The organism is Clostridium sp. K04 (assembly GCF_019734375.1).
In the GTDB taxonomy this organism is placed as follows: Bacteria; Bacillota; Clostridia; order Clostridiales; family Clostridiaceae; genus Clostridium; species Clostridium saudiense.
The window spans coordinates 1-20633 of record NZ_JAASHD010000052.1 but is presented as its reverse complement, the minus strand read 5'-3'; the positions used below and the strand labels follow the sequence as shown (position 1 = coordinate 20633).

Annotated in this window: 22 protein-coding genes, 1 tRNA gene and 1 other annotated feature; of the genes, 19 read left to right on the top strand and 4 right to left on the bottom strand. The window is 29.3% G+C overall.

From position 1 onward, the window contains the following. Positions 1-105: 105 nt before the first annotated feature. Positions 106-678: a spore protease YyaC gene (yyaC, locus tag HCG70_RS15815; protein ID WP_042397229.1), complete on the bottom strand. Its 573-nt coding sequence runs from the start codon at positions 676-678 to the stop codon at positions 106-108. Between the two features lie 63 nt (positions 679-741). Beyond that, positions 742-1899, bottom strand: a complete 1158-nt coding sequence (locus HCG70_RS15810; RefSeq protein WP_042397232.1) for an aminotransferase class V-fold PLP-dependent enzyme — start codon at positions 1897-1899, stop codon at positions 742-744. A 205-nt stretch (positions 1900-2104) separates the two neighbouring features. Here HCG70_RS15810 and HCG70_RS15805 point away from each other — a divergent pair, with 205 nt between their 5' ends. The 13 genes from HCG70_RS15805 (at position 2105) to argS (ending at position 14125) form a co-directional block, all read left to right on the top strand. Next, entirely contained in the window at positions 2105-2344 is a 240-nt protein-coding gene (locus HCG70_RS15805) for a DUF3343 domain-containing protein (RefSeq protein WP_042397234.1), read from the top strand. Positions 2345-2362: 18 nt separating this feature from the next. Continuing rightward, complete coding sequence (locus HCG70_RS15800; protein ID WP_052330634.1) at positions 2363-3232, top strand: mechanosensitive ion channel family protein; 870 nt, start codon at positions 2363-2365, stop codon at positions 3230-3232. Positions 3233-3384: 152 nt separating this feature from the next. Beyond that, complete coding sequence (locus tag HCG70_RS15795; protein ID WP_042397236.1) at positions 3385-3576, top strand: DUF951 domain-containing protein; 192 nt, start codon at positions 3385-3387, stop codon at positions 3574-3576. Between the two features lie 103 nt (positions 3577-3679). Beyond that, the gene (gene rpsF, locus HCG70_RS15790; protein ID WP_042397239.1) at positions 3680-3967 is read left to right on the top strand and encodes a 30S ribosomal protein S6; all 288 of its coding nucleotides are present in this window, start codon (positions 3680-3682) and stop codon (positions 3965-3967) included. 13 nt (positions 3968-3980) lie between these two features. Beyond that, positions 3981-4412 (top strand): single-stranded DNA-binding protein, encoded by a 432-nt coding sequence (locus tag HCG70_RS15785; protein WP_042397243.1) that lies wholly within the window; start codon positions 3981-3983, stop codon positions 4410-4412. Between the two features lie 34 nt (positions 4413-4446). Next, positions 4447-4689, top strand: coding sequence for a 30S ribosomal protein S18 (gene rpsR / locus HCG70_RS15780; RefSeq protein WP_005209834.1), 243 nt, complete (start codon positions 4447-4449; stop codon positions 4687-4689). Positions 4690-4869: 180 nt separating this feature from the next. Beyond that, on the top strand, positions 4870-5163 hold the full coding sequence (locus tag HCG70_RS15775; RefSeq protein ID WP_042397463.1) for a MazG-like family protein: 294 nt from the start codon (positions 4870-4872) through the stop codon (positions 5161-5163). A 22-nt stretch (positions 5164-5185) separates the two neighbouring features. Next, complete coding sequence (locus HCG70_RS15770; protein ID WP_221697995.1) at positions 5186-7138, top strand: DHH family phosphoesterase; 1953 nt, start codon at positions 5186-5188, stop codon at positions 7136-7138. Positions 7139-7162: 24 nt separating this feature from the next. Then, on the top strand, positions 7163-7609 hold the full coding sequence (gene rplI, locus HCG70_RS15765; protein ID WP_042397251.1) for a 50S ribosomal protein L9: 447 nt from the start codon (positions 7163-7165) through the stop codon (positions 7607-7609). A gap of 12 nt (positions 7610-7621) precedes the next feature. Next, positions 7622-9520: a Lon family ATP-dependent protease gene (gene lonC, locus HCG70_RS15760; RefSeq protein ID WP_042397255.1), complete on the top strand. Its 1899-nt coding sequence runs from the start codon at positions 7622-7624 to the stop codon at positions 9518-9520. Positions 9521-9680: 160 nt separating this feature from the next. Further along, entirely contained in the window at positions 9681-11018 is a 1338-nt protein-coding gene (locus HCG70_RS15755; RefSeq protein ID WP_042397260.1) for a replicative DNA helicase, read from the top strand. Positions 11019-11188: 170 nt separating this feature from the next. Continuing rightward, positions 11189-11989 (top strand): pyrroline-5-carboxylate reductase, encoded by an 801-nt coding sequence (gene proC / locus HCG70_RS15750; RefSeq protein WP_042397264.1) that lies wholly within the window; start codon positions 11189-11191, stop codon positions 11987-11989. A 102-nt stretch (positions 11990-12091) separates the two neighbouring features. Then, positions 12092-12315 (top strand) — a binding site (T-box leader). Between the two features lie 52 nt (positions 12316-12367). After that, positions 12368-14125 carry an arginine--tRNA ligase gene (gene argS, locus HCG70_RS15745; RefSeq protein WP_042397267.1) on the top strand — a complete coding sequence of 586 codons (1758 nt, stop codon included), beginning with the start codon at positions 12368-12370 and terminating at the stop codon, positions 14123-14125. Positions 14126-14287: 162 nt separating this feature from the next. Here the strand turns inward: argS and HCG70_RS15740 are convergent, their stop codons facing one another. Further along, positions 14288-15460, bottom strand: coding sequence for an NADP-dependent malic enzyme (locus HCG70_RS15740; RefSeq protein WP_042397270.1), 1173 nt, complete (start codon positions 15458-15460; stop codon positions 14288-14290). Positions 15461-15632: 172 nt separating this feature from the next. Between HCG70_RS15740 and HCG70_RS15735 the strand changes: the two genes are divergently transcribed. The 4 genes from HCG70_RS15735 (at position 15633) to HCG70_RS15720 (ending at position 18327) form a co-directional block, all read left to right on the top strand. Further along, a complete protein-coding gene (locus tag HCG70_RS15735) occupies positions 15633-16919 on the top strand; it encodes an adenylosuccinate synthase (protein WP_042397273.1) in 1287 nt (428 codons plus the stop codon). 113 nt (positions 16920-17032) lie between these two features. Continuing rightward, positions 17033-17233, top strand: a complete 201-nt coding sequence (locus HCG70_RS15730; RefSeq protein WP_042397276.1) for a hypothetical protein — start codon at positions 17033-17035, stop codon at positions 17231-17233. A gap of 79 nt (positions 17234-17312) precedes the next feature. Then, positions 17313-17495, top strand: coding sequence for a DUF1858 domain-containing protein (locus tag HCG70_RS15725; protein ID WP_042397278.1), 183 nt, complete (start codon positions 17313-17315; stop codon positions 17493-17495). A 79-nt stretch (positions 17496-17574) separates the two neighbouring features. Further along, complete coding sequence (locus HCG70_RS15720; protein ID WP_042397281.1) at positions 17575-18327, top strand: acyl-[acyl-carrier-protein] thioesterase; 753 nt, start codon at positions 17575-17577, stop codon at positions 18325-18327. 13 nt (positions 18328-18340) lie between these two features. Here the strand turns inward: HCG70_RS15720 and HCG70_RS15715 are convergent, their stop codons facing one another. Further along, positions 18341-19585: an NAD(P)/FAD-dependent oxidoreductase gene (locus tag HCG70_RS15715; protein WP_055291502.1), complete on the bottom strand. Its 1245-nt coding sequence runs from the start codon at positions 19583-19585 to the stop codon at positions 18341-18343. 268 nt (positions 19586-19853) lie between these two features. On the opposite strand from HCG70_RS15715, the gene HCG70_RS15710 reads away from it, so the two are divergent. Both HCG70_RS15710 and HCG70_RS15705 read left to right on the top strand, forming a co-directional pair. After that, on the top strand, positions 19854-20435 hold the full coding sequence (locus HCG70_RS15710; RefSeq protein ID WP_042397288.1) for a hypothetical protein: 582 nt from the start codon (positions 19854-19856) through the stop codon (positions 20433-20435). A 125-nt stretch (positions 20436-20560) separates the two neighbouring features. After that, positions 20561-20632 (top strand) — tRNA-Glu (locus HCG70_RS15705). Position 20633: the final 1 nt, after the last annotated feature.

Sequence of the window (20633 nt, the reverse complement as noted above, 5' to 3'; positions counted from 1 at the left end):
AGGCTTATAGAGTCTGGGATTTATTTTTTTTTTTGCAAAAGGGGCCTCGCACTAATTATTTAGTGCGACAGCCCCATGTTATTTTTTATATCTATATTAATGGAATTAATCATATGATAACAAGGTATTATTAGAAAGGGCTTTATTAATGAAATGTCTAATTCCATTAGATATACAATCTGCTAAAGACATAACCACAAATAATCTAGTATTTTGAAGCATCATAAAATCTAAATTACCAGATATATTTACAACACCTTTTATACTCATTTCTCCTACCGTAGGCAAATCCTTATCTAATGCTAAACCAGGATGTAATGGTAGGTCTTCAATAAATATTTTGCCAATTTGTTGCACATTGCCTAGGGAGGCATCTATTCCAATAATAAAAGGATTTTTAAAACTAGAATCAATTTTATTTAAAACATCTACTAAATTAACGGAATGGACAGGATATTCCAAAGAACCGTATATATAAATATTTTTTTGTGATAAATTTTTAAGTTTATAACCAATTAAAGGCCCTAATGAGTCTCCTGTTGCACGATCTGTACCTATACATAAAAAAATTATAGGACGATTTTCTGCAATAATATTTTTTAATTTTATATACAAATATTCACCTAGTTCATGATGTGAATTAGGTAATAGTGAATCTAATTCGAAACAATTATCCATATCATAAACCCTCCTATTGAAAGTATCGACAGGAATAATATAACCTATTCACTTAATATAAAATTATTTATAGATATTATTAATTTCATTTAAACAATCTAAAGTATATTTTATTTCCTCAACTGTATTAAAGTATCCAATACTTAATCTAACAGTACCATTAGGGAAAGTACCAATAGTTTTATGTGCTAAAGGAGCACAATGTAATCCGCTTCTATTACTAATGTTAAAGTCTGAATCTAAGATATAGGATAATTCGCTTACATCTAATTTTGAATGAGTTATAGAAACACAAGATGTAGCAAGTCCTCTATCTAAAGCACCGCTAATATTATAATTAGGAATATTTAACAATCCGGAAATTAGAAATGATCTTAAATAACTGTTATGTTCATAAATAGTATTTAGGCCTTCTTTATTTATAAATTCGATTGCTTCAGATAATCCAATTATTCCAGGAATATTTAATGTACCAGACTCAAATTTATCAGGTAAAAAATCAGGTTGAGATAAAGAATGTGATAAGCTTCCTGTACCACCTAAAATGGTAGGAGTACAAATCTCATTTAGTTTATCATCTATGATAAATCCACCTATTCCTTGAGGACCAAGAAGGCTTTTATGTCCAGTAAAAGCTAATGCATTTAATGAGAATTCATTAAAATCAATATTAAGTACACCAGCACTTTGAGCACTATCTAATATGAAATAAATATTATTTTCTTTACAGAGCTGTCCTATTTGCTTTATTGGTTGAATAGAACCCGTTACATTCGAAGCATGTGTAATTACTATTAGTTTTGTATTAGGTTTAATAAGTTTTCTTATAGTTTCTACATCGGTTATTCCTTGTGAGTTTGCTTGGGCTATATCTAATTCAATATTAGAGTTTTGAGATAGATTATATAAAGGTCTAATTACAGAATTATGTTCCATAGAGGAAGTAATAACATGATCTCCAGGTTTAATGATTCCGTTAAGTAAGATATTTAATGATGATGTAATATTGTTAGTAAAAATTACATTTTCGGCTTTGTTAAAATTAAAAAAATTACAGATTTTTTCTCTTGTATCATATAATACTCTATTTGCTGCTAATGATTTGGGATGATTAGATCGACCAGGATTACCACCAACGTTAGTTAAGTAATTATATATTGAATCAGCAACAACTTTTGGTTTAGGAAAAGAGGTACTACCATTATCTAAATAAACTTTCATATGCTACTCCTTTAAACTTTTATTATTGTAAATTATAAGAAAATTTATAATAAATGTATCTACATATTATAATAGAATAAATAAATAAAAATGCAACAACAGTTAGAAAATTATGTAAGAAATAAATGGAATATTAAATATTTATAAAAATAAAAAAAACGTTATAATATAATTAAATGTATTTTAATATAAGGAGGAAAAGATAATGAATTATTATATTATAGTATTTAAAAATACTCATGATGCAATGACTGCTGAGAAAAAATTAAGTGAGTTAAATTATAAATTTAGAATTATGCCAACACCTACATTAATAACTCAAAGCTGTGGAATTTGTGTAAGAGTTGAAAGTGAAGAAGATGTAAATAATATAATTGAAAATAATATAGTTGAGTTTAAAAATGTATATAAAAGAGAAGAGTCTCAATATGCTTTAGTAAAATAGAGTAAAAGGGGTGACGTAATGTATGCAGTTGTAGAGTGGGCTAATTACGGAAATAAAATCGTTAATTTTTTTGTTAAAAGAATAGATTTGGATTTGATAATAGAAAAAATTATATCAATTATTTTTATAGCTGTTCTAATGTATTTTTCTATTAGAATAGGAAATAAGTTAATTAACAAATTTGTTGATAGGCAAGTAAGAAGTAAAACTAGTTTTTCATTAGAGCCACAGAAAGCTATAACTATAGGAGAAGTTCTTAAAAGTGTATTGAAATATACAGTATATATTATTGGTGTAGGATCAATGTTATATGATATTTTAACCAAAATACCAGTAGCATTAGTAAGTGCTGGTGGATTTGCAATTGGTATTGGAGCTCAAAGTTTAGTTAAAGATTTAATTAATGGATTTTTTATTTTATTTGAAGATCAATATGGAATAGGTGATCATGTAACAATTGGACAATTTGAAGGGATAGTTGAAAGTATAGGAATAAGAACAACAGTTCTTAGAGATTTCACGGGAGATTTACATTTAATCCCAAATGGTACTGTTTTAGAGGTTACGAATCACTCTAGAGGTGATATTAGATTTATTGTCGATGTTGAAATTGCTTATGAAGAAAATATAGATGAAACTATAGAATTAATTAAAAAGGTTAATACAAGATTTCAGGAAAAGCATTCAGATAAGCTTAGAGGCGATATACAAGTATTAGGAGTACTTTCTTTAAATGCATCAGGAGTTACAATTAGAGTAATTGGAAGAGCGGTTCCTTTAAGTCAATGGGAAATGGAAAGAGAATTAAGAAAAGAAATAAAAATGGCATTAGATGAAGCAGGTATAGAAATTCCATATCCTAAAACTGCTATAGTAAACAAGAAATAATTAATAGTTAATAGTTAATAGTTTGTGGTTAAGGAATAAATTCACAAAATTGAATTAAAAAATATATTATTAAAAAACTCATAGGAGTTTTATTAATAATTATTAACTCTCAACTCAAAACTATTAACTAAATAAAACTGGGGGTATAAAAAATGATAGAAACATTTGATTTAGGCGATATTGTTGAAATGAAAAAGCAACATCCTTGCGGAAGTAAAGAGTTTGAGGTAATAAGATTAGGAGCAGATATTAAAATTAAGTGTGTAGGATGTGGAAGAATAGTTATGATTCCGCGCCTCAAATTCCAAAAAGATGCAAAAAAGGTTGTTAAAACTAATAATTGAAATAAAAACACTTGAAAAGTATAAAATAAAGTGTTAAAATTTAAAATTGTAAATCCCTGCTACATCAAGAATGTAGCCGTTAAGTCCAAAGGAGGTGAAAATGATGAGAAAGTACGAAACTATATTTATATTACACCCATCATTTGATGAAGAAGCTGTTAAGGCTAACATTGAAAAATTCCAAGGTGTTATAGAAAACGGTGGAGGAAAAGTTGAAAATGTTGATTTCTGGGGTAAGAGAAAACTTGCTTACGAAATAAACAAAGTTAACGAAGGTTACTATACTTTAATTAACTTCGAAGCTAATCCTGAATTACCAAAAGAATTAGACAGAGTTTTCAGAATTACTGATGGTGTTATAAGACACATAATCGTTAAAAACGAAGCGTAAGAGGTGTATTGGAATGAATAAAGTTATACTTATTGGTAGACTTACAAAAGATCCAGAATTAAGATATGCGGCTGGTAGCGGTACTGCAGTTTGTAGATTTACTGTTGCTATAAATAGACAATTTAAAAAAGATGAAACAGATTTTATAAATTGTGTAGCATTTGGCAAAACTGGAGAAACAATTACACAATATCTTACAAAGGGTAGACAAATAGCTGTTACTGGAAGCATAAGAACAGGTAGTTATGATGCTCAAGATGGAACTAAAAGATACACTACTGATGTAGCTGTAGAAAGTTTCGAGTTCATAGGTTCTGCTGGTGAAGGTGGCAACAATTCATACTCAAGAAATTCTGATAATTCAACATGGGGTGCTCCAGCTGAAAGTCCTGATATGGGATTTGGAGATATGACTCCAGTAGATGATGGCGATATGCCATTTTAAAAAAAGTCTAATTATTTTATAAGGAGGGAACATCATGAGAGAAATGAAAAGATCTGGAAAGATGAGAAGATCTAAGAGAAAAGTATGCGCTTTCTGTGTAGATAAAGCTGAATCAATAGATTACAAAGATATCAACAAATTAAGAAAATTTGTTACAGAAAGAGGTAAGATTCTTCCAAGAAGAATCTCTGGTACTTGCGCTAAGCATCAAAGACAATTAACTGATGCTATAAAGAGATCAAGAAACATAGCTTTATTACCATTCACAACTGAATAGTAATTAGTTTATTAGCCCCTGGTTGTCAGGGGCTTTTATTTTTATATAAGAAAAAAATTACATAATTTGTAATAAACACCCCTATTTAGTTGCAATAATATAGAAAAATAATTAAAATATAAATACAAGGTATTGAATAGGGGTGAGAATTTAGTGAAGAAAAAAGAAGAATTGAATATTATGGCAAATATAAAAATAATAGAAGAGCTTAAAGCTAACTTATTATGTATTATAGGAGAATTCTTTTTACTATTAACAAGAGGAACAAATGTTGCAAAAGATTCTATCTTAAATTGTATAGCAGGAGCTATTTTAATTTTATATGTTTTAGCTCAAAAATTAGGATATAGTTGTAATGAAGTAGATGATGAATTAAGAAAAAAATTAAAATTAGGTATAGCGGAAGAACATGAATATGAGAAAGAAGGTAAAAGTTTAACAAAACTTCAAAATCATATTAAAGGACGTTATTAAATATAAAATTTAGGAGGCTTTTATGAAACAAAAGCTCAAAATGTATAGATCTTTATTAATAGCAATTATAGTTATTATTTTTGCAATAATACTTTATTATTTTGGATATTTTTATATAGCTACTATTATATTAGCTATATATGTAGCCTTTAAAGAGTATTTAAATATTGATAGAGAACTAAACAATAATAAGTTTAATAGTTTAACTGATAAAATTAAGGCTAATATAAATGATAATATTTCTAATATGTCGTATCCAATAGCTTTAATTGATAATGAGGGAAATATACTTTGGGCTAATAAAAGATTAAAAGAAGAATTAAATTTGTTAGATTTACAGGAGCAAAATATACTTAGTATAGGTAGAAATCTTGATTTACATAAGTTATTAAAGTGTGATAAGGATTTAAGCCAAAGAATAAAGATAAAGGATTCTTTTTATAGTATATACGCTAACAATATAGGTTATGAAAATATTAAGTATAATGAATCAAAATATTTAGTTTATTTTAATGAAGTAAGTAATTTGAGAGACTTATATTCAACAAGAGAAAGTATAATGTTAATTGAGGTAGATAATCTATCAGAAGCTCTAGAGAGAACAGATGAGACAAATAGACCTATGCTTGCTGCTGAAGTTGAAAAAGAAATAAATTCTTATAGCAAAAAATTAAAAGCTATGATTGTTAAGTACGAATATAATAAGTATTGTTTATCAGTGCAAGATAAATATATAAATGATGAAATTAATTGTAAGTTTAATATTTTAGATAAGATTTCTAGCATAGATAGAGGTAATAAGTTAGAAGTTACTTTAAGTATTGGAATAGGTAGGGGTGGAGATAACCCACAAGAAAACTATAATAACGCCATGACAGCTAGGGAATTAGCATTAGGTAGAGGTGGAGATCAAGTAGTTATTAAAAATAATGAAAAAATAAGTTTCTTTGGCGGAAATACTCGTGAATTAGAAAAAAGAACTAGAGTAAGAGCAAGAGTAATTGCACAAGCTGTAAGAGAACTAATATTTGAAAGCAGTAATATATTTATTATGGGTCATAAAAATCCTGATATGGATTCATTAGGTGCATCTGTTGGATTATGGTCAGCTATAAGACAATTAGGGAAAAATTGTAATATTATAATTGATAATGATACAACTGCAATTGATTATTATATGACAAAGCTTAAAAAAGGTGACAAATATGATAATTTATTCATATCTAGTGATGAAGCAGAAAAAAATATTAATGAAAAAACGTTATTAATTATAGTAGATGTGCATAATAAAGGATACGTGAATAATTTTGGTATTACTGAAAAGATTAATAGAAAGATAATTATAGATCATCATAGAAGAAGCCCTGACATAATAGAAGGAGCATTATTAAATTATATAGAAGTATATGCATCGTCTACTTCAGAGATGGTAACAGAATTAATTCAATATATGCTACAAAAGCCAAGAATACCTAAAATAGTAGCAGAAGGCCTTTTAGGTGGAATTTTTATGGATACAAAAGGATTCCAATTTAAATCAGGGGTTAGAACATTCGATGCAGCTGCCTTTTTAAGATCTTTAGGTGCAGATACTATTGAAGTTAAAAAAATGTTTACTGATAGTTTAGAAGACTACTTACTTATATCTGATACTATAAAAAGTGCAGAAGTGCATGAAAATTTAGCTATTGCAGTTTGCCCTGAGAATGTAAATAATACTGTTATAGTAGCAAGGGCTGCAGATGAGCTATTAGGAATATCAGGAATAGATGTGTGTTTTGTTTTATGTAAAATAAATGATTCAGTTAATATTAGTGGTAGATCTACTGGTGAGGTTAATGTTCAAGTTATATTAGAAGAGCTTGGAGGAGGAGGCCATATGAATATGGCTGGAGCTAAGGTAGATGGTACAATAGATGAAGCAATTAATGTGTTAAAAGAGGCAATTAATAAGCATTTAGAGCTTAAGGAATAAAACATTAAAGGATAGGTGTATAATATGAAAGTAATTTTACTACAAGATGTTAAAAAAATGGGTAAGAAAGGTGATGTTATAGAAGCATCAGATGGATATGCAAGAAATTATTTATTTCCAAGGAAATTAGCAGAAGAAGCAACTGCTAATGCATTACATGTTGTAAATGCTAAAAAAGAAAATGAAAGAAAGAAAAAACTTGCTGAATTAGAAGCAGCACAAAAATTAGCTGCTGAATTAAAGGGTAAGGAAGTAACTATAAATGCTAAAGCAGGCGATAATGGAAGATTATTTGGAGCAATAACTAACAAAGATGTGGCTGAAGTAATTAATAGCCAATTCAATTTATCAATAGATAAAAAGAAGATTGTTGTAAATACTATAAAAGTTGCTGGAACATACGAAGTTGAAGTTAAACTATATCCAGAAGTATCTACAAAAATGAAGGTTAATATTGTTCCGAAACAATAAGGAGGATTAACATTGGATTTATATAACAAAGGGGCAAGGTTAGAAGAGATTTTAGAAGAAAACTTGCCAATAGAAGTAAAGGTTAATGTACTATTTGATGTGCTTAAAAATGTTTTAGATGAAGGTGCAATTAGAGCTAGAACTATAAGATTTAAATTACAAAAGTATGTTAATTCAACAAATATAAATGAAAGAGTATATGCATTAGATGTTATAGCATCTGATGGAAATGGAGCTAAAGTTGTACCTTCTGATGAAGATTTAGAAAAGTCTTTAGAAGATGTTGTTTATTGGATATCAGAAAATATAGCTAAGAAATATGTACAAAATAAAATAGAAGCTGATGTTGAAAAAGCTTTAGTCGAAAGACAAGATAAGTTTATGGATGAACTTAGGGTTTCGATAATAAAGAAGCAAAAGGGAAAAGAAAACACTAAAACTACAGCTAAGTTAGAGAGATTAGAAAAGTTAGACGCAAAGCATATTAATAAAAATGTTATGTCACTTTTAAGACCTGAAAATTTTGAAGAAGTAGTAGGGCAAGAGAGAGCTGTAAGATCATTAATTTCAAAAATGTCTTCACCATATCCTCAGCACATAATTCTTTATGGGCCACCAGGGGTTGGTAAGACTTCTGCAGCAAGACTTGCATTAGAAGCTGCTAAAAAATTAAAGTTTACTCCATTTGATGAAGATTCAAAATTTGTTGAAGTTGATGGAACTACATTAAGATGGGATCCAAGAGAAATAACAAATCCTTTATTAGGATCTGTACATGATCCTATTTATCAAGGAAGTAAAAGAGATTTAGCTGAAGTAGGTGTTCCAGAGCCAAAGACTGGATTAGTTACTGAGGCACATGGAGGAGTATTATTCATTGATGAAATTGGTGAATTAGATGAGATACTTCAAAATAAATTATTAAAAGTTTTAGAAGATAAGAGAGTTGAGTTTTCATCTTCTTACTATGATCCAGATGATGAAAATATCCCGGCATATATAAAATATTTATTTGATAAGGGAGCACCTGCTGACTTTGTATTAATTGGTGCAACTACAAAGGATCCAAGTCAAATAAATCCAGCTTTAAGATCAAGATGTACAGAGGTTTATTTTGAACCTTTATCATCTAAGGATATTGAAGGAATAGTGAACAATGCATCTGAAAAGCTAAATGTAGAGCTTGAAGATGGTGTTGGTAGACTAATTAGTCAATATACTATTGAAGGTAGAAAGGCTGTAAATATATTAGCTGATGCATATGGATATTCTTTATTTAATGAAAATGGAGAAGAATCAAAAAATAAAATAACATTAAAAGATGTTGAAGAAGTTATTTCAATTGGAAGATACTCTCCGTTTGAAAGAATAGATAATCTAGATAAAGGTGAAGTTGGGCATGTATATGGATTAGGCGTAAGCGGATTCTTAGGTTCTACGATAGAAATAGAATCAACTGTATTCCCAGCTAAGAAAAAAGGGCATGGAACTATCAAATTTAATGATACAGCAGGTTCTATGGCTAAAGATTCTGTATTTAATGCGGCATCAGTAATAAGAAAGATAACTAATATGGATATTAATGATTATGATATTCATGTAAATGTAATTGGTGGAGGAAAGATTGACGGACCTTCAGCTGGAGCTGCTATTACAGTTTGTATAATAAGTGCTCTTACAGATAGACCTATACGTCAAGACATTGCTATCACTGGGGAAATTTCTTTAAGAGGAAATGTAAAACCTGTTGGCGGTATATTTGAAAAAATATATGGTGCTAGAAGAAAAGGAATTAAACTTGTTGCTATCCCTAAGGATAATGAAAAGGAAGTTCCTCTAGGACTTGAAGATATAGAAGTTAAATCTATAAATCATATAGAGGAACTTATGGAGATAGTATTTGAGAAGTAATGTAGATTAAGCTTCCTGTAGTGGGAAGCTTAATTTTATTATGTGAAGAAATATACTTATTATTCAAATTGATAGGGAAATTAACTTTTTGTATAATAAGCTTATAAGAAATAGAAAGTAATTAAATTTATCTAATTACAAATTTGGAGGTAGGTTACTTATGGAATCACCTATGATGAGAAGTTTACCGCAAAGTATTGAGGCAGAACAATCTGTTATAGGGGCAATGATAATAGATAAAAGTGCCATTGCTCAAGTTTTAGAAAAGCTTAATGAAGATGATTTCTATAGGGACGGTCATAAGGCTATATATAAAGCTATTAAAGAGATGTATGCTAAGGATATGGCTGTAGACTTAGTTACTATATTAGAATATTTAAAAACTACTGATATGCTTGATAAAGCAGGGGGAGTTACATACATATCTGAATTAAGTGCATCTGTACCAACAACAGCCAACTTAAGTTCGTATATAAAGATAGTAGAAGAAAAATCTACATTAAGAAAGCTAATAAAGGCTTCAACATCCATTATTGAAGAGAGTTACAATAGTGGTGGAGATGTAGAAAAGGTAATTGATCTAGCTCAAAAAAAAGTTTTTGATATAGCGGAAAAGAAGGACTCTAAAGAATATGAATCACTTTCGAATGTACTTGAAAGAGGATTTTTAGAAATAGAAAGATTATTCAATAATAGAGGAGCAATAACAGGAGTTGGATCAGGAATAAAGGATTTAGATGCAAAAACATCAGGATTCCAAAAAGGTGATATGGTTCTAATTGCAGCTAGACCTTCTATGGGAAAAACTACTTTCTCTTTAAATATTGCAGAAAATGCAGCGTTAAAAGAAGGAAAAAGTGTAGTAATATTCTCACTGGAAATGTCTAAGGAGCAATTAGCATATAAGTTATTATGTTCTCAGGCTAATGTTGATATGTTAAAGCTTAGAACAGGTAACTTAGAGGATGATGATTGGGAAAGGATAGCAAGGGCAACTGGACCTTTAGCTAATGCAAGAATTTATATTGATGATACTGCTGGTATAAGTGTCATGGATATGAGATCTAAATGTAGAAAGATAAAGATGGAACATGGAATTGATATGATTCTTATTGACTACTTGCAGCTTATGTCTGGTAGTGCTGGCAGTGATAATAGACAACAAGAAGTATCTGAAATTTCAAGATCTATTAAAGCACTAGCAAAGGAAATGGAATGTCCAGTAATAGCATTATCTCAGTTATCTCGTGCTCCAGAGCAAAGAGCTGACCATAGACCAATGCTATCTGACTTAAGAGAATCTGGATCAATTGAGCAGGACGCCGACGTTGTTATGTTCTTATATAGAGATGAATACTATAATAAAGAAACAGAAGAAAAAGGTATTGGTGAATGTATTATAGCTAAGCAAAGAAACGGCCCAGTTGGAACTGTTAAGATGGCATGGATTGGTGCTCACTCTAAGTTTGCTGATTTAGAACTAGTACACAAAGAATAGTTAATAGTCTTAAAATAGTTAATAGTTAATAGTTTTGAGTTAATAGTTTTGAGTTAATAGTTAGGGATGAAACTCCTAAGGAGTTTCTAGATAATATATTTTTTAATTCAGCCTAAGCTGAATTTATTCATTAATTATTAACTATTAACTAAAATAAAGGTTGGTGTTGTATGAATAGAAAAATTGGATTTATAGGTTGTGGAAACATGGGTAAAGCTATGTTAGGGGCTCTAGTTAAGGCTGATAATATTAGCAATGATAATATTATAGTTTCTACAAAAAGCAAAGCATCTGCAGAAAAGATTAATGACGAGTATGGTGTAAAATCAACTACTGTTAATAGTGAAGTTGCTAAGGAAGCAGATGTGCTATTTCTAGCTGTTAAGCCTTATTTCTTCAAAGAGGTTATTGAAGAGATAAAGGATCTAGTTAAGGATGAGGCAATTATTATTTCAATTGCTGCAGGAGTTACAGTAAATCAAATTGAAGAATGGTTTGGCAAAGAAATTAAATTAGTTAGAACAATGCCAAATACACCAGCTTCAGTTGGTGAAGGGATGTCTGCTATTTGTCCAAATGGAAATATAACAGAAAATGAATTAAATTATGTAGGTAGTTTATACAATTTATTTGGTAAGTATGAAGTGCTTGAGGAAAAGGATTTTCATGCTTTTATTGCATTATGTGGTTCTTCACCAGCTTATGTTTTTATGTTTATTGAAGCAATGGCTGATGCTGGAGTTAAACTTGGCTTACCAAGAGCAAAGGCTTATAAATTAGCAGAACAAGCAATATTAGGTTCAGCAAAATTAGCTTTAGAAACAGGTAAGCATCCAGGAGTACTTAAAGATGAGGTTTGTTCACCTGGTGGAACTACTATTGAAGCTGTAATAGATCTTGAAAAAAACGGATTTAGAAATACTGTAATAAGTGCAGTTGAAAAATGTGCAGATAAATCTAAAAACATGTAATGAATTTATTATTTAAAAAATTTATTGTGGCAATGTATTAATTAAACATATATAATATTAAATAATGAATAAATTTTTATTATAATGAAATAATTAAGAATATAAAATTCTATGAAAAGAAGAGTACTTATTTAGATGTATTTTACAGCGAGTAGGGGTAGAGTGTAAGCCCTATAAAATATAGAATAGGGAAGAGGAACTTGGAGAAGCTGCTTGAGTATAAGTTAATACTATATGAGGGTAAGCCGTTAACTGCGTTAAAGTTTTGAGTGAACTAAATTTTTTAGTTAAATTGAGTGGTACCGCGGAAATATTCCGTCTCTTTGTATGAAAAGAGACGGATTTTTTATATGTTTAAGACAATAAGGAGGTAAAGTTATGAAAATATTTATTGAAAAAATAAATGATGTAGTAAAAAATGCTTTTGAAGAGCTTGGATATGAAAGAGAAACAGGTAGGGTAAATGTATCTAATAGACCTGACCTATGCCAATATCAATGTAATGGAGCTTTAGCAAATGCTAAAAAGCATAAAAAAGCACCAATGATAATAGCACAAGAGGTTGTTGAAAAGTTAAATGATAATAAGATGTTTTCAAAATTAGAAGCTGTAGCTCCAGGGTTTATTAACATGAATATTAATGATGAATTCTTAATAGATTATGTTAATGAAATGAAGAAAGATGAAAACTATGGTGTTTCAAAAGCTACAGAAGTAAAAAAGATAGTTGTTGATTACGGTGGAGCTAATGTTGCTAAGCCATTACACATAGGACATTTAAGATCAGCAATAATAGGTGAAAGTATAAAAAGAATTGCAAAGTTCTTAGGCCATGATGTTATTGGTGACGTTCATTTAGGAGATTGGGGACTTCAAATGGGAATGGTAATATCAGAAGTTGAAAGAAGAAATCCTTCTTTACCATACTTTGATGAAAGTTTTACTGGAGAATATCCTGAAGAAGCACCATTTACAATAGATGAACTTGAAGATATATATCCATATGCAAGTAAGCTAGCTAAGAGTGATGAAAAAGTAATGGAAGCTGCAAAGCAAGCTACTGTTGAGCTTCAACAAGGTAGAAGAGGATATGTGGCTTTATGGAAGCATATATTAAATGTTTCAGTTGCTGACTTAAAGAAGAACTATGGAGCATTAGATGTAAGCTTTGAATTATGGAATGGTGAAAGTGATGCACAAAAATTAATTCCAGAAATGATAGAAGATTTAAAGCAAAAAGGATTTGCACAAGAAAGTGAAGGGGCTTTAGTATTTGACGTAAGTGAAGAAACAGATAAGAGTCCAGTTCCACCACTATTATTATTAAAATCTGATGGAGCATCTCTATACGGCACTACTGACTTAGCTACAGTTGTAGAAAGAGTTAGAGATATGAAGGCTGATGAAATAATATACTTAGCAGATAAAAGACAAGGACTTCATTATGAACAATTCTTTAGAGCTGCTAAAAAATCAGGAATAGCACATGAAGATACTGTTTTAGATTTCATAGGTTTTGGTACAATGAACGGAAAAGATGGTAAGCCATTTAAGACTCGTGAAGGTGGAGTAATGAGACTTGCTGATTTAATAAGCATGATTAAAGAAGCTGGTAAAGAAAAACTTAAGGATAATAAAAATATAGCAGAAGAAGACGTTGAAGAAATATCTTCAAAAGTAGGATTAGCTGCATTAAAATATGGAGATTTATCAAATCAAGCATCTAAGGACTATGTATTTGATATAGATAGATTTGCTTCATTTGAAGGTAATACTGGACCATATATTTTATATACAATAGTAAGAATTAAATCTATATTAAATAAAGCAGAAGGCTTTAATGCAGAAAATAGCATTTTAGTACCTCAAAGCGAATCAGAAAGAGCTTTAATGCTTCAATTAGCTAAATTTAATGAAGTTATAGAATTAAGCTTTAGAGATAGAGCGCCTCATAAGATATGTGAATTCATATATGAACTATCTAACAACTTCAACAAGTTCTATAATGATACAAGAATATTATCTGAAGAAGATGAAGCTAAAAAAGCATCTTGGTTAAGCTTAATAAACCTAGTTAAAAACGTATTAGAACAAGGTTTAGACCTATTAGGTATGGAAAGCGTAGAAAGAATGTAGTTAGCATACTAACATGAAATTAGTTGTATTATCATAAGTGATAAAAAATAGTTTTACTGTATAAGTGAATAAGTATAAATAGAAAAAACAAATGTTGTATTCAAGGTGAGATTTCATTAATTCACGTAAGGATAACATTTGTTTTTTCGTTATTATCATGATTTATATAGTTGCAACTCCACTTTTTATAGCAGCATCTTTAACTGCTTCAGCAACTCTTTTTTGAACTTCTAAATTAAAGGCTTTAGGAATAATATAATTTGGATTAAGTTCTTCATCAGAAACAGAATTAGCAATTGCATGAGCAGCAGCAATTTTCATTTCTTCATTAATTTCAGTAGCTCTAACATCTAAAGCACCTCTGAATATTCCAGGGAAAGCTAATACATTATTAATTTGGTTAGGGAAGTCAGAACGTCCTGTACCTATTACTTTAGCACCAGCTTCTTTAGCATCTTCAGGGAAGATTTCTGGTGTAGGATTAGCCATAGCAAATAAAATAGCATCAGTATTCATTGAAGCGACCATTTCTTTTGATACTATATTAGGAGCAGAAACACCTATGAATACATCAGCATTTTTAATAACATCTTTTAATATTCCAGATTCATTATTTGGATTTGTTATATTAGAAAGCTCAGTAAAATAGCTATTAGTATAAGTAGTATCTCTATTTAAAGCACCATCTCTATCACATACAATTATATTCTTTGCTCCGTAAGATAGTAAAAGTTTAGTTATGGCAGTACCAGCAGAACCAGCTCCATTAACAACTATTTTTAAATCTTCTATATTTTTATTAACTATTTTTAATGCATTTATTAGTCCTGATAAAACAATAATGGCTGTTCCGTGTTGATCATCATGGAAAACAGGTATATTTAATTTTTCTTTTAGCTTCTTTTCAATTTCAAAACATCTAGGTGCAGATATATCTTCTAAATTTATTCCACCTAAAGTAGGAGCAATTCTAACTACTGTTTCAACAATTTCATCTACTTCTTTAGTATCTAGAACTATAGGAAAAGCATCAACTCCAGCAAATTCTTTAAATAATATAGATTTACCCTCCATAACAGGTAATGAAGCTAATGGTCCAATATCACCCAGTCCTAAAACTGCAGTACCATCAGAAATAACAGCAACTGTATTCCATTTTCTAGTGTATAGGTATGCTGTTGATGGATCCTTATGTATTTCTCTACAAGGTTCAGCAACACCTGGAGTATAAGCAAGAGATAAATCTTTTTCGTTTTCTATTTTTACTCTTGAAGATATTTCCAATTTGCCTTTTAAATCTTTGTGAAACTTTAATGATTCTTCATAAATATTCATAACAAAACTCCTTTTAAATATACTTATAATACCATTATACGAATTATAGTTTTATAAAGCAAAAAAATATTCGTAATAATATTGAAATTTTGCAATTACTTTGATACCATGATATATGGGATTATAATGCAATATAATCTATTAGTAAGTCTTAAAAGGAGGCAATGTATAAATGTCAGCATTTATTGTTTTAGGAGCTCAATGGGGAGATGAAGGTAAAGGAAAAATGACAGACTACCTAGCTGAAGAGGCAAATGTAGTTGTTAGATATCAAGGTGGTAACAATGCAGGTCATACAGTCGAGGTTGGAGATAAGCAATATAAACTTCACTTAATACCATCAGGTATATTACACGATGAAAAGCTTAATGTAATAGGAAATGGTGTAGTTGTAGATCCTATAGCTTTCTTTTCAGAAATTGATTATTTAAAAGAAGAGGGAGTTAAAGTAACTCCAGAAAAGTTAATAGTAAGTGATAGAGCACACATCATTATGCCATATCATAAGGTTCTAGATAAGTTAAAAGAAAAAGCAAGAGGAAAAAATGATATCGGAACTACTGGTAAAGGGATTGGACCTTGCTATACAGACAAATTTGAAAGATGTGGGATAAGAGTTTGTGATCTTATAGATAAAGAAGTCTTTAAAGAAAAGCTTAAAGAAAACATAGAAATGAAGAATAAATATATAGTTAATGTTCTTGGGGGAGAGGCATTAAGCTTTGACGAAATATACGAAGAGTATTCTAAGTATGGTGAAAAATTAAAGCCGTTTGTAAAGGATACATCAGTAAGAGTTTATAATGAAATTAAGGATGATAAAACAGTTTTATTTGAAGGTGCACAAGGAATGCTATTAGACATTGACTATGGTACATATCCATATGTAACATCATCAAATACTACTGCAGGGGGAGTAGCTAATGGTGTTGGTATAGGACCAAACATGATTACTAATGCTGTAGGTATAGCTAAGGCTTATACAACAAGAGTTGGTAAAGGACCTTTCCCAACAGAATTAGAAAATGAAACTGGTGAATGGATTAGAGAAAAAGGACACGAGTATGGAGTAACTACAGGTAGATCAAGAAGATGTGGTTGGCTTGATATAGTTATTTTAAAGACTTCAGTTAGAGTAAGTGGATTAACTTCATTAGCAGTAACAAAAATAGATACATTAGCTGGATTAGAAAAGGTTATGATGTGTGTAGGATATAAGTTTAATGATGAGATTATTGATTACTTCCCAGCTAGCTTAGAAGACTTAGCAAAATGTGAACCTATATATGAAGAATTTGATGGATGGGATGAAAGCGTAGCAGAAGCTAGAAGCTATGAAGAGTTACATCCAAATGCAAGAAAGTACTTAGAAAGAATAGAAGAATTAACAGACACTAGAATTTCTATAGTATCAGTTGGTCCAAGAAGAGATCAAACAATGAGAGTAAAACCATTATAATTGGTTAAGATTAAAGAACTATATTAACTTTTAATATAGTTCTTTTTTATTTGAATAATATTCATTATCTAAGAGCAGAATAATAATAAGTCAAATTTTAAGAGGTGAATATTATGATTGATCAATATACAACTTTAAGTGATATAATGTGTGAAAATCCAGTTGCTGCAAATATATTAATGAGTTATGGAGTTCCTACATATGCTATTACAGAAAATCAATTTTCTACTTTATCAGAGGTTGCTACAAAGTATGGAATAGATATTAATTCTGTTGTAAATCAAATCAATAGTGGCCTAACTAGTTTATATTAAAAGATATATTTGAAAATTACATTTATTTCATATAAAATAGTTTTAGTAGCTATTTTATAAAAGAGGATAGGTGATATCTATGATAACTAAAGATATGACAATTGGTGAAGTAATTAAAATAAATGAAAGTAAGGCTGAAGTTTTAATGAGTTTTGGCATGGGATGCGTTGGTTGTCCATCAGCTCAAGCAGAAACAATTGAAGAAGCAGCTTATGTTCATGGAATAAAACTAGAAGAATTGTTAGAGGCTTTAAATAAATAATAATATAAAAGAACCCATTTTAAATGGGTTCTTTTTAAATAAAATTTTTATTTTTGAAATTAATTAAGGGGTGTGTGAAGTGGGAATTAAAACAGAAAAAGAATATGAAGTTCATTATTATGAAGTAAATTATAAATTAGAGTGCAAAATATCATCTATAATTAATTATTTTTGTGACATAGGAACATTTCAATCGGAGAGTTTAGGAGTTGGAATTGATTATTTAACAGAAAGAAGACTAGCATGGGTTTTCTATAGATATGACATAAATATAAAAAGATATCCTAAGTTTGGTGAAAAAATTAAAGTAGTTACTAAGGCTAAAAGTTTTAAAAAGTTTTATGCTTCAAGAGAATATGAAATATATGATGAAAATAATGAAAAAATAGTAGATGGAGAAGGAATTTTCCTGTTAATTAATATAGATAAAAGAAGAGCTGTAAGAATACCTGATGATCAATATACTGCATATGGTGTAGAATTAGATGAAAAATCAGATATTAAAATTGAAAAATTAGAAAAATTACAAGAAGTAACTAGTAAAAATTTCTTTAAGGTTAGATATGGGGATATAGATTCAAATATGCATGTAAATAACGTTAGATATGTTGAGTGGGCAGTTGAATCACTTCCTTTAGAAATTGTATTGAACTATGAATTAAAAGATCTTAGTGTAGTTTTTGAAAAAGAATGTAAATATGGAGCTGAAATAATAGCATCATATGAATTAAGAGAAGATAATGACGAATTAATAGTACTACACAAAATAGAAAATGATGAAGGTACAGAACTTTCAATACTAAAAAGTAGATGGATAAAATTAAAAAACTAAACTGCTTAGCAGTTTAGTTTTTTTGTGCAATTGATTGTGCAACAGTATATCCAGAGCTCCAAGCCCATTGTAAGTTAAATCCACCACAATCACCATGAACATCTAAAATTTCACCACAAAAGTAAAGATTTGAAACAAGGTTAGATTCTAAGGTATTACAATTAATATCCTTAGTATTAACTCCACCAACAGTAACTTGAGCTTGATTAAAATCGTTAGTACCAGTACAAGTAAACTTCCATCCTTTTAATGTACTAATTAACTTTTTCTTTTCTTGCCAAGATAGTTCATAGCAAGGAATTTGAAGATTTGTAATTCCACATTCCTTTAGCAATATAGGAATTAATTTTTTATTAACTACACCAATTAATGCATTTATTACAGGTCTATGAGCAAGCAATGCAAAATGACATTCTATAAAGTCTTCTAATTCTTCTAATGTATAACTAGGCATTAAATCTACTAAAACTTCAGTTTTATTTTTATTAAATACACTTTGAGAAGCTAAAGCAGAAATTTGAAGAATAGGTGGTCCTGATATTCCATAGTCAGTAAATAATATTTCACCAAAATCCTTTTTTATAGGTTCATCATTAACTAGAAGAGTTGCATATCCATCAAATTTTATACCTGATAATGCTTTTAAGTGATTATAATCTAGTTTTAATTGAACTATGCCAGGTACTAATGCAGTAATTGAATGACCAAGAGATTTTGCTAGTTTATATCCAGTACCATCAGATCCAGTCTTTGGAGCAGTTTTTCCTCCACAAGCTAAAATAACTTTATTAGCTGTGAATAATTTATATGTTTCATTAGTTGTGGATAACTTGAAATTTTTATCCTTGTGGATATCTTTTATTTTACAACCTGTGTATAAAGGTATATTTCTATCCTCTAGTGACATTTTTAAAATATCCACAACAGAAGATGCTTGTAATGATTGTGGATAAAGTTTTCCACTTGGAAGAGCAACTATAGGAAGTCCTAAAGATAAGAAAAGATTTTTTGTATCTTCAAGTGATAATTTTTCTAAGGCACAAAATTGAAAATCTGAATTGGAACTATGATAATTAATGAATGGTGGTTTAATACAATTATTAGATATATTACATCTACCATTACCAGTAGTTAAAATCTTTTTACCAATTCTATCACTACCTTCAACTATAGCTACATCTATTCCAAAATCTTTAGCAGTAATAGCAGCAATCAATCCAGAAGCTCCACCGCCAACAATTATTAAATCATGATGCAATTTAAAACACCCCTTTCGATTAGTTTGGAGTTAGTAGTTAGGAGTCATTAGTTAATAAATAAATTCATCTGTGCTGAATTTAAAAAATATATTTTTTTAGAAACTTCATAGAAGTTGCATCATTAAATACTAAATGAAAACAACTAATTACTAACTATATATTAACTATCTTAATGTTTCGCATTATGTTCTGCAATAATAATTATGTAATTGTAGAATAATAATAAATCAATAAATTTTAGGAATACTAAAAATAGAGGTGAAATTAATGAAGGTTAAGATAATAGATTCTAATTTAGAAGATTATAATAAAGAATTTAAATTGAGAAGAATGAATTATGACCAAGTAGTAGTTAATTATCCAGGAAATTCAGGAATAAAAGTTTTTAATAAAGATTCAGTTGAATTTATTACTGAGAGTGAAATAGATGAATTTTTAATTAGCTATAGTGATTTTTTAAAAATTAAATTAAATAGAGGAATTTCAGTTACTTTATATAAAGCTATTTTAGATACTATAGAAAAAGAGTTTGAAATTGAGTTTAAAGACCTTAATTTATTACGTGATAAATATATTGTTAATAAGAGAGGAATTTGGGAAAAGGAAATTTTATGTGTAATTAATGAAATTATACCTTTAAAAATTATGGCAAGTGGACAAAATTTTAAAAAAAGTGGCTTTAACATAAAAGTGGAAGAAATAAATAAGGAAGAATTTTTTGAAATTTGTTCTTTTGAAATAAAAAAAATAAGTAAAGAAATTAAAGAAAAAGAAGAAATTTTAGCGAGATATGGTATGGCAATAGAAAAAATTAAAAAGCCTGAAAACCCAGTAAAAATGTTGGTTTAGAGGAAAAAAGAAATACATAATAAAAAATATATAAAAAAATTTTAAAAAAAGTGTTGACACTATATATATTTTTAGGTATTATAGGTAATGTGCTCGGGAGAGCGCAGCAAAACAAAAGAAACCTAGGCCCCTTGGTCAAGCGGTCAAGACACCACCCTTTCACGGTGGTAACAGGGGTTCGATTCCCCTAGGGGTCAC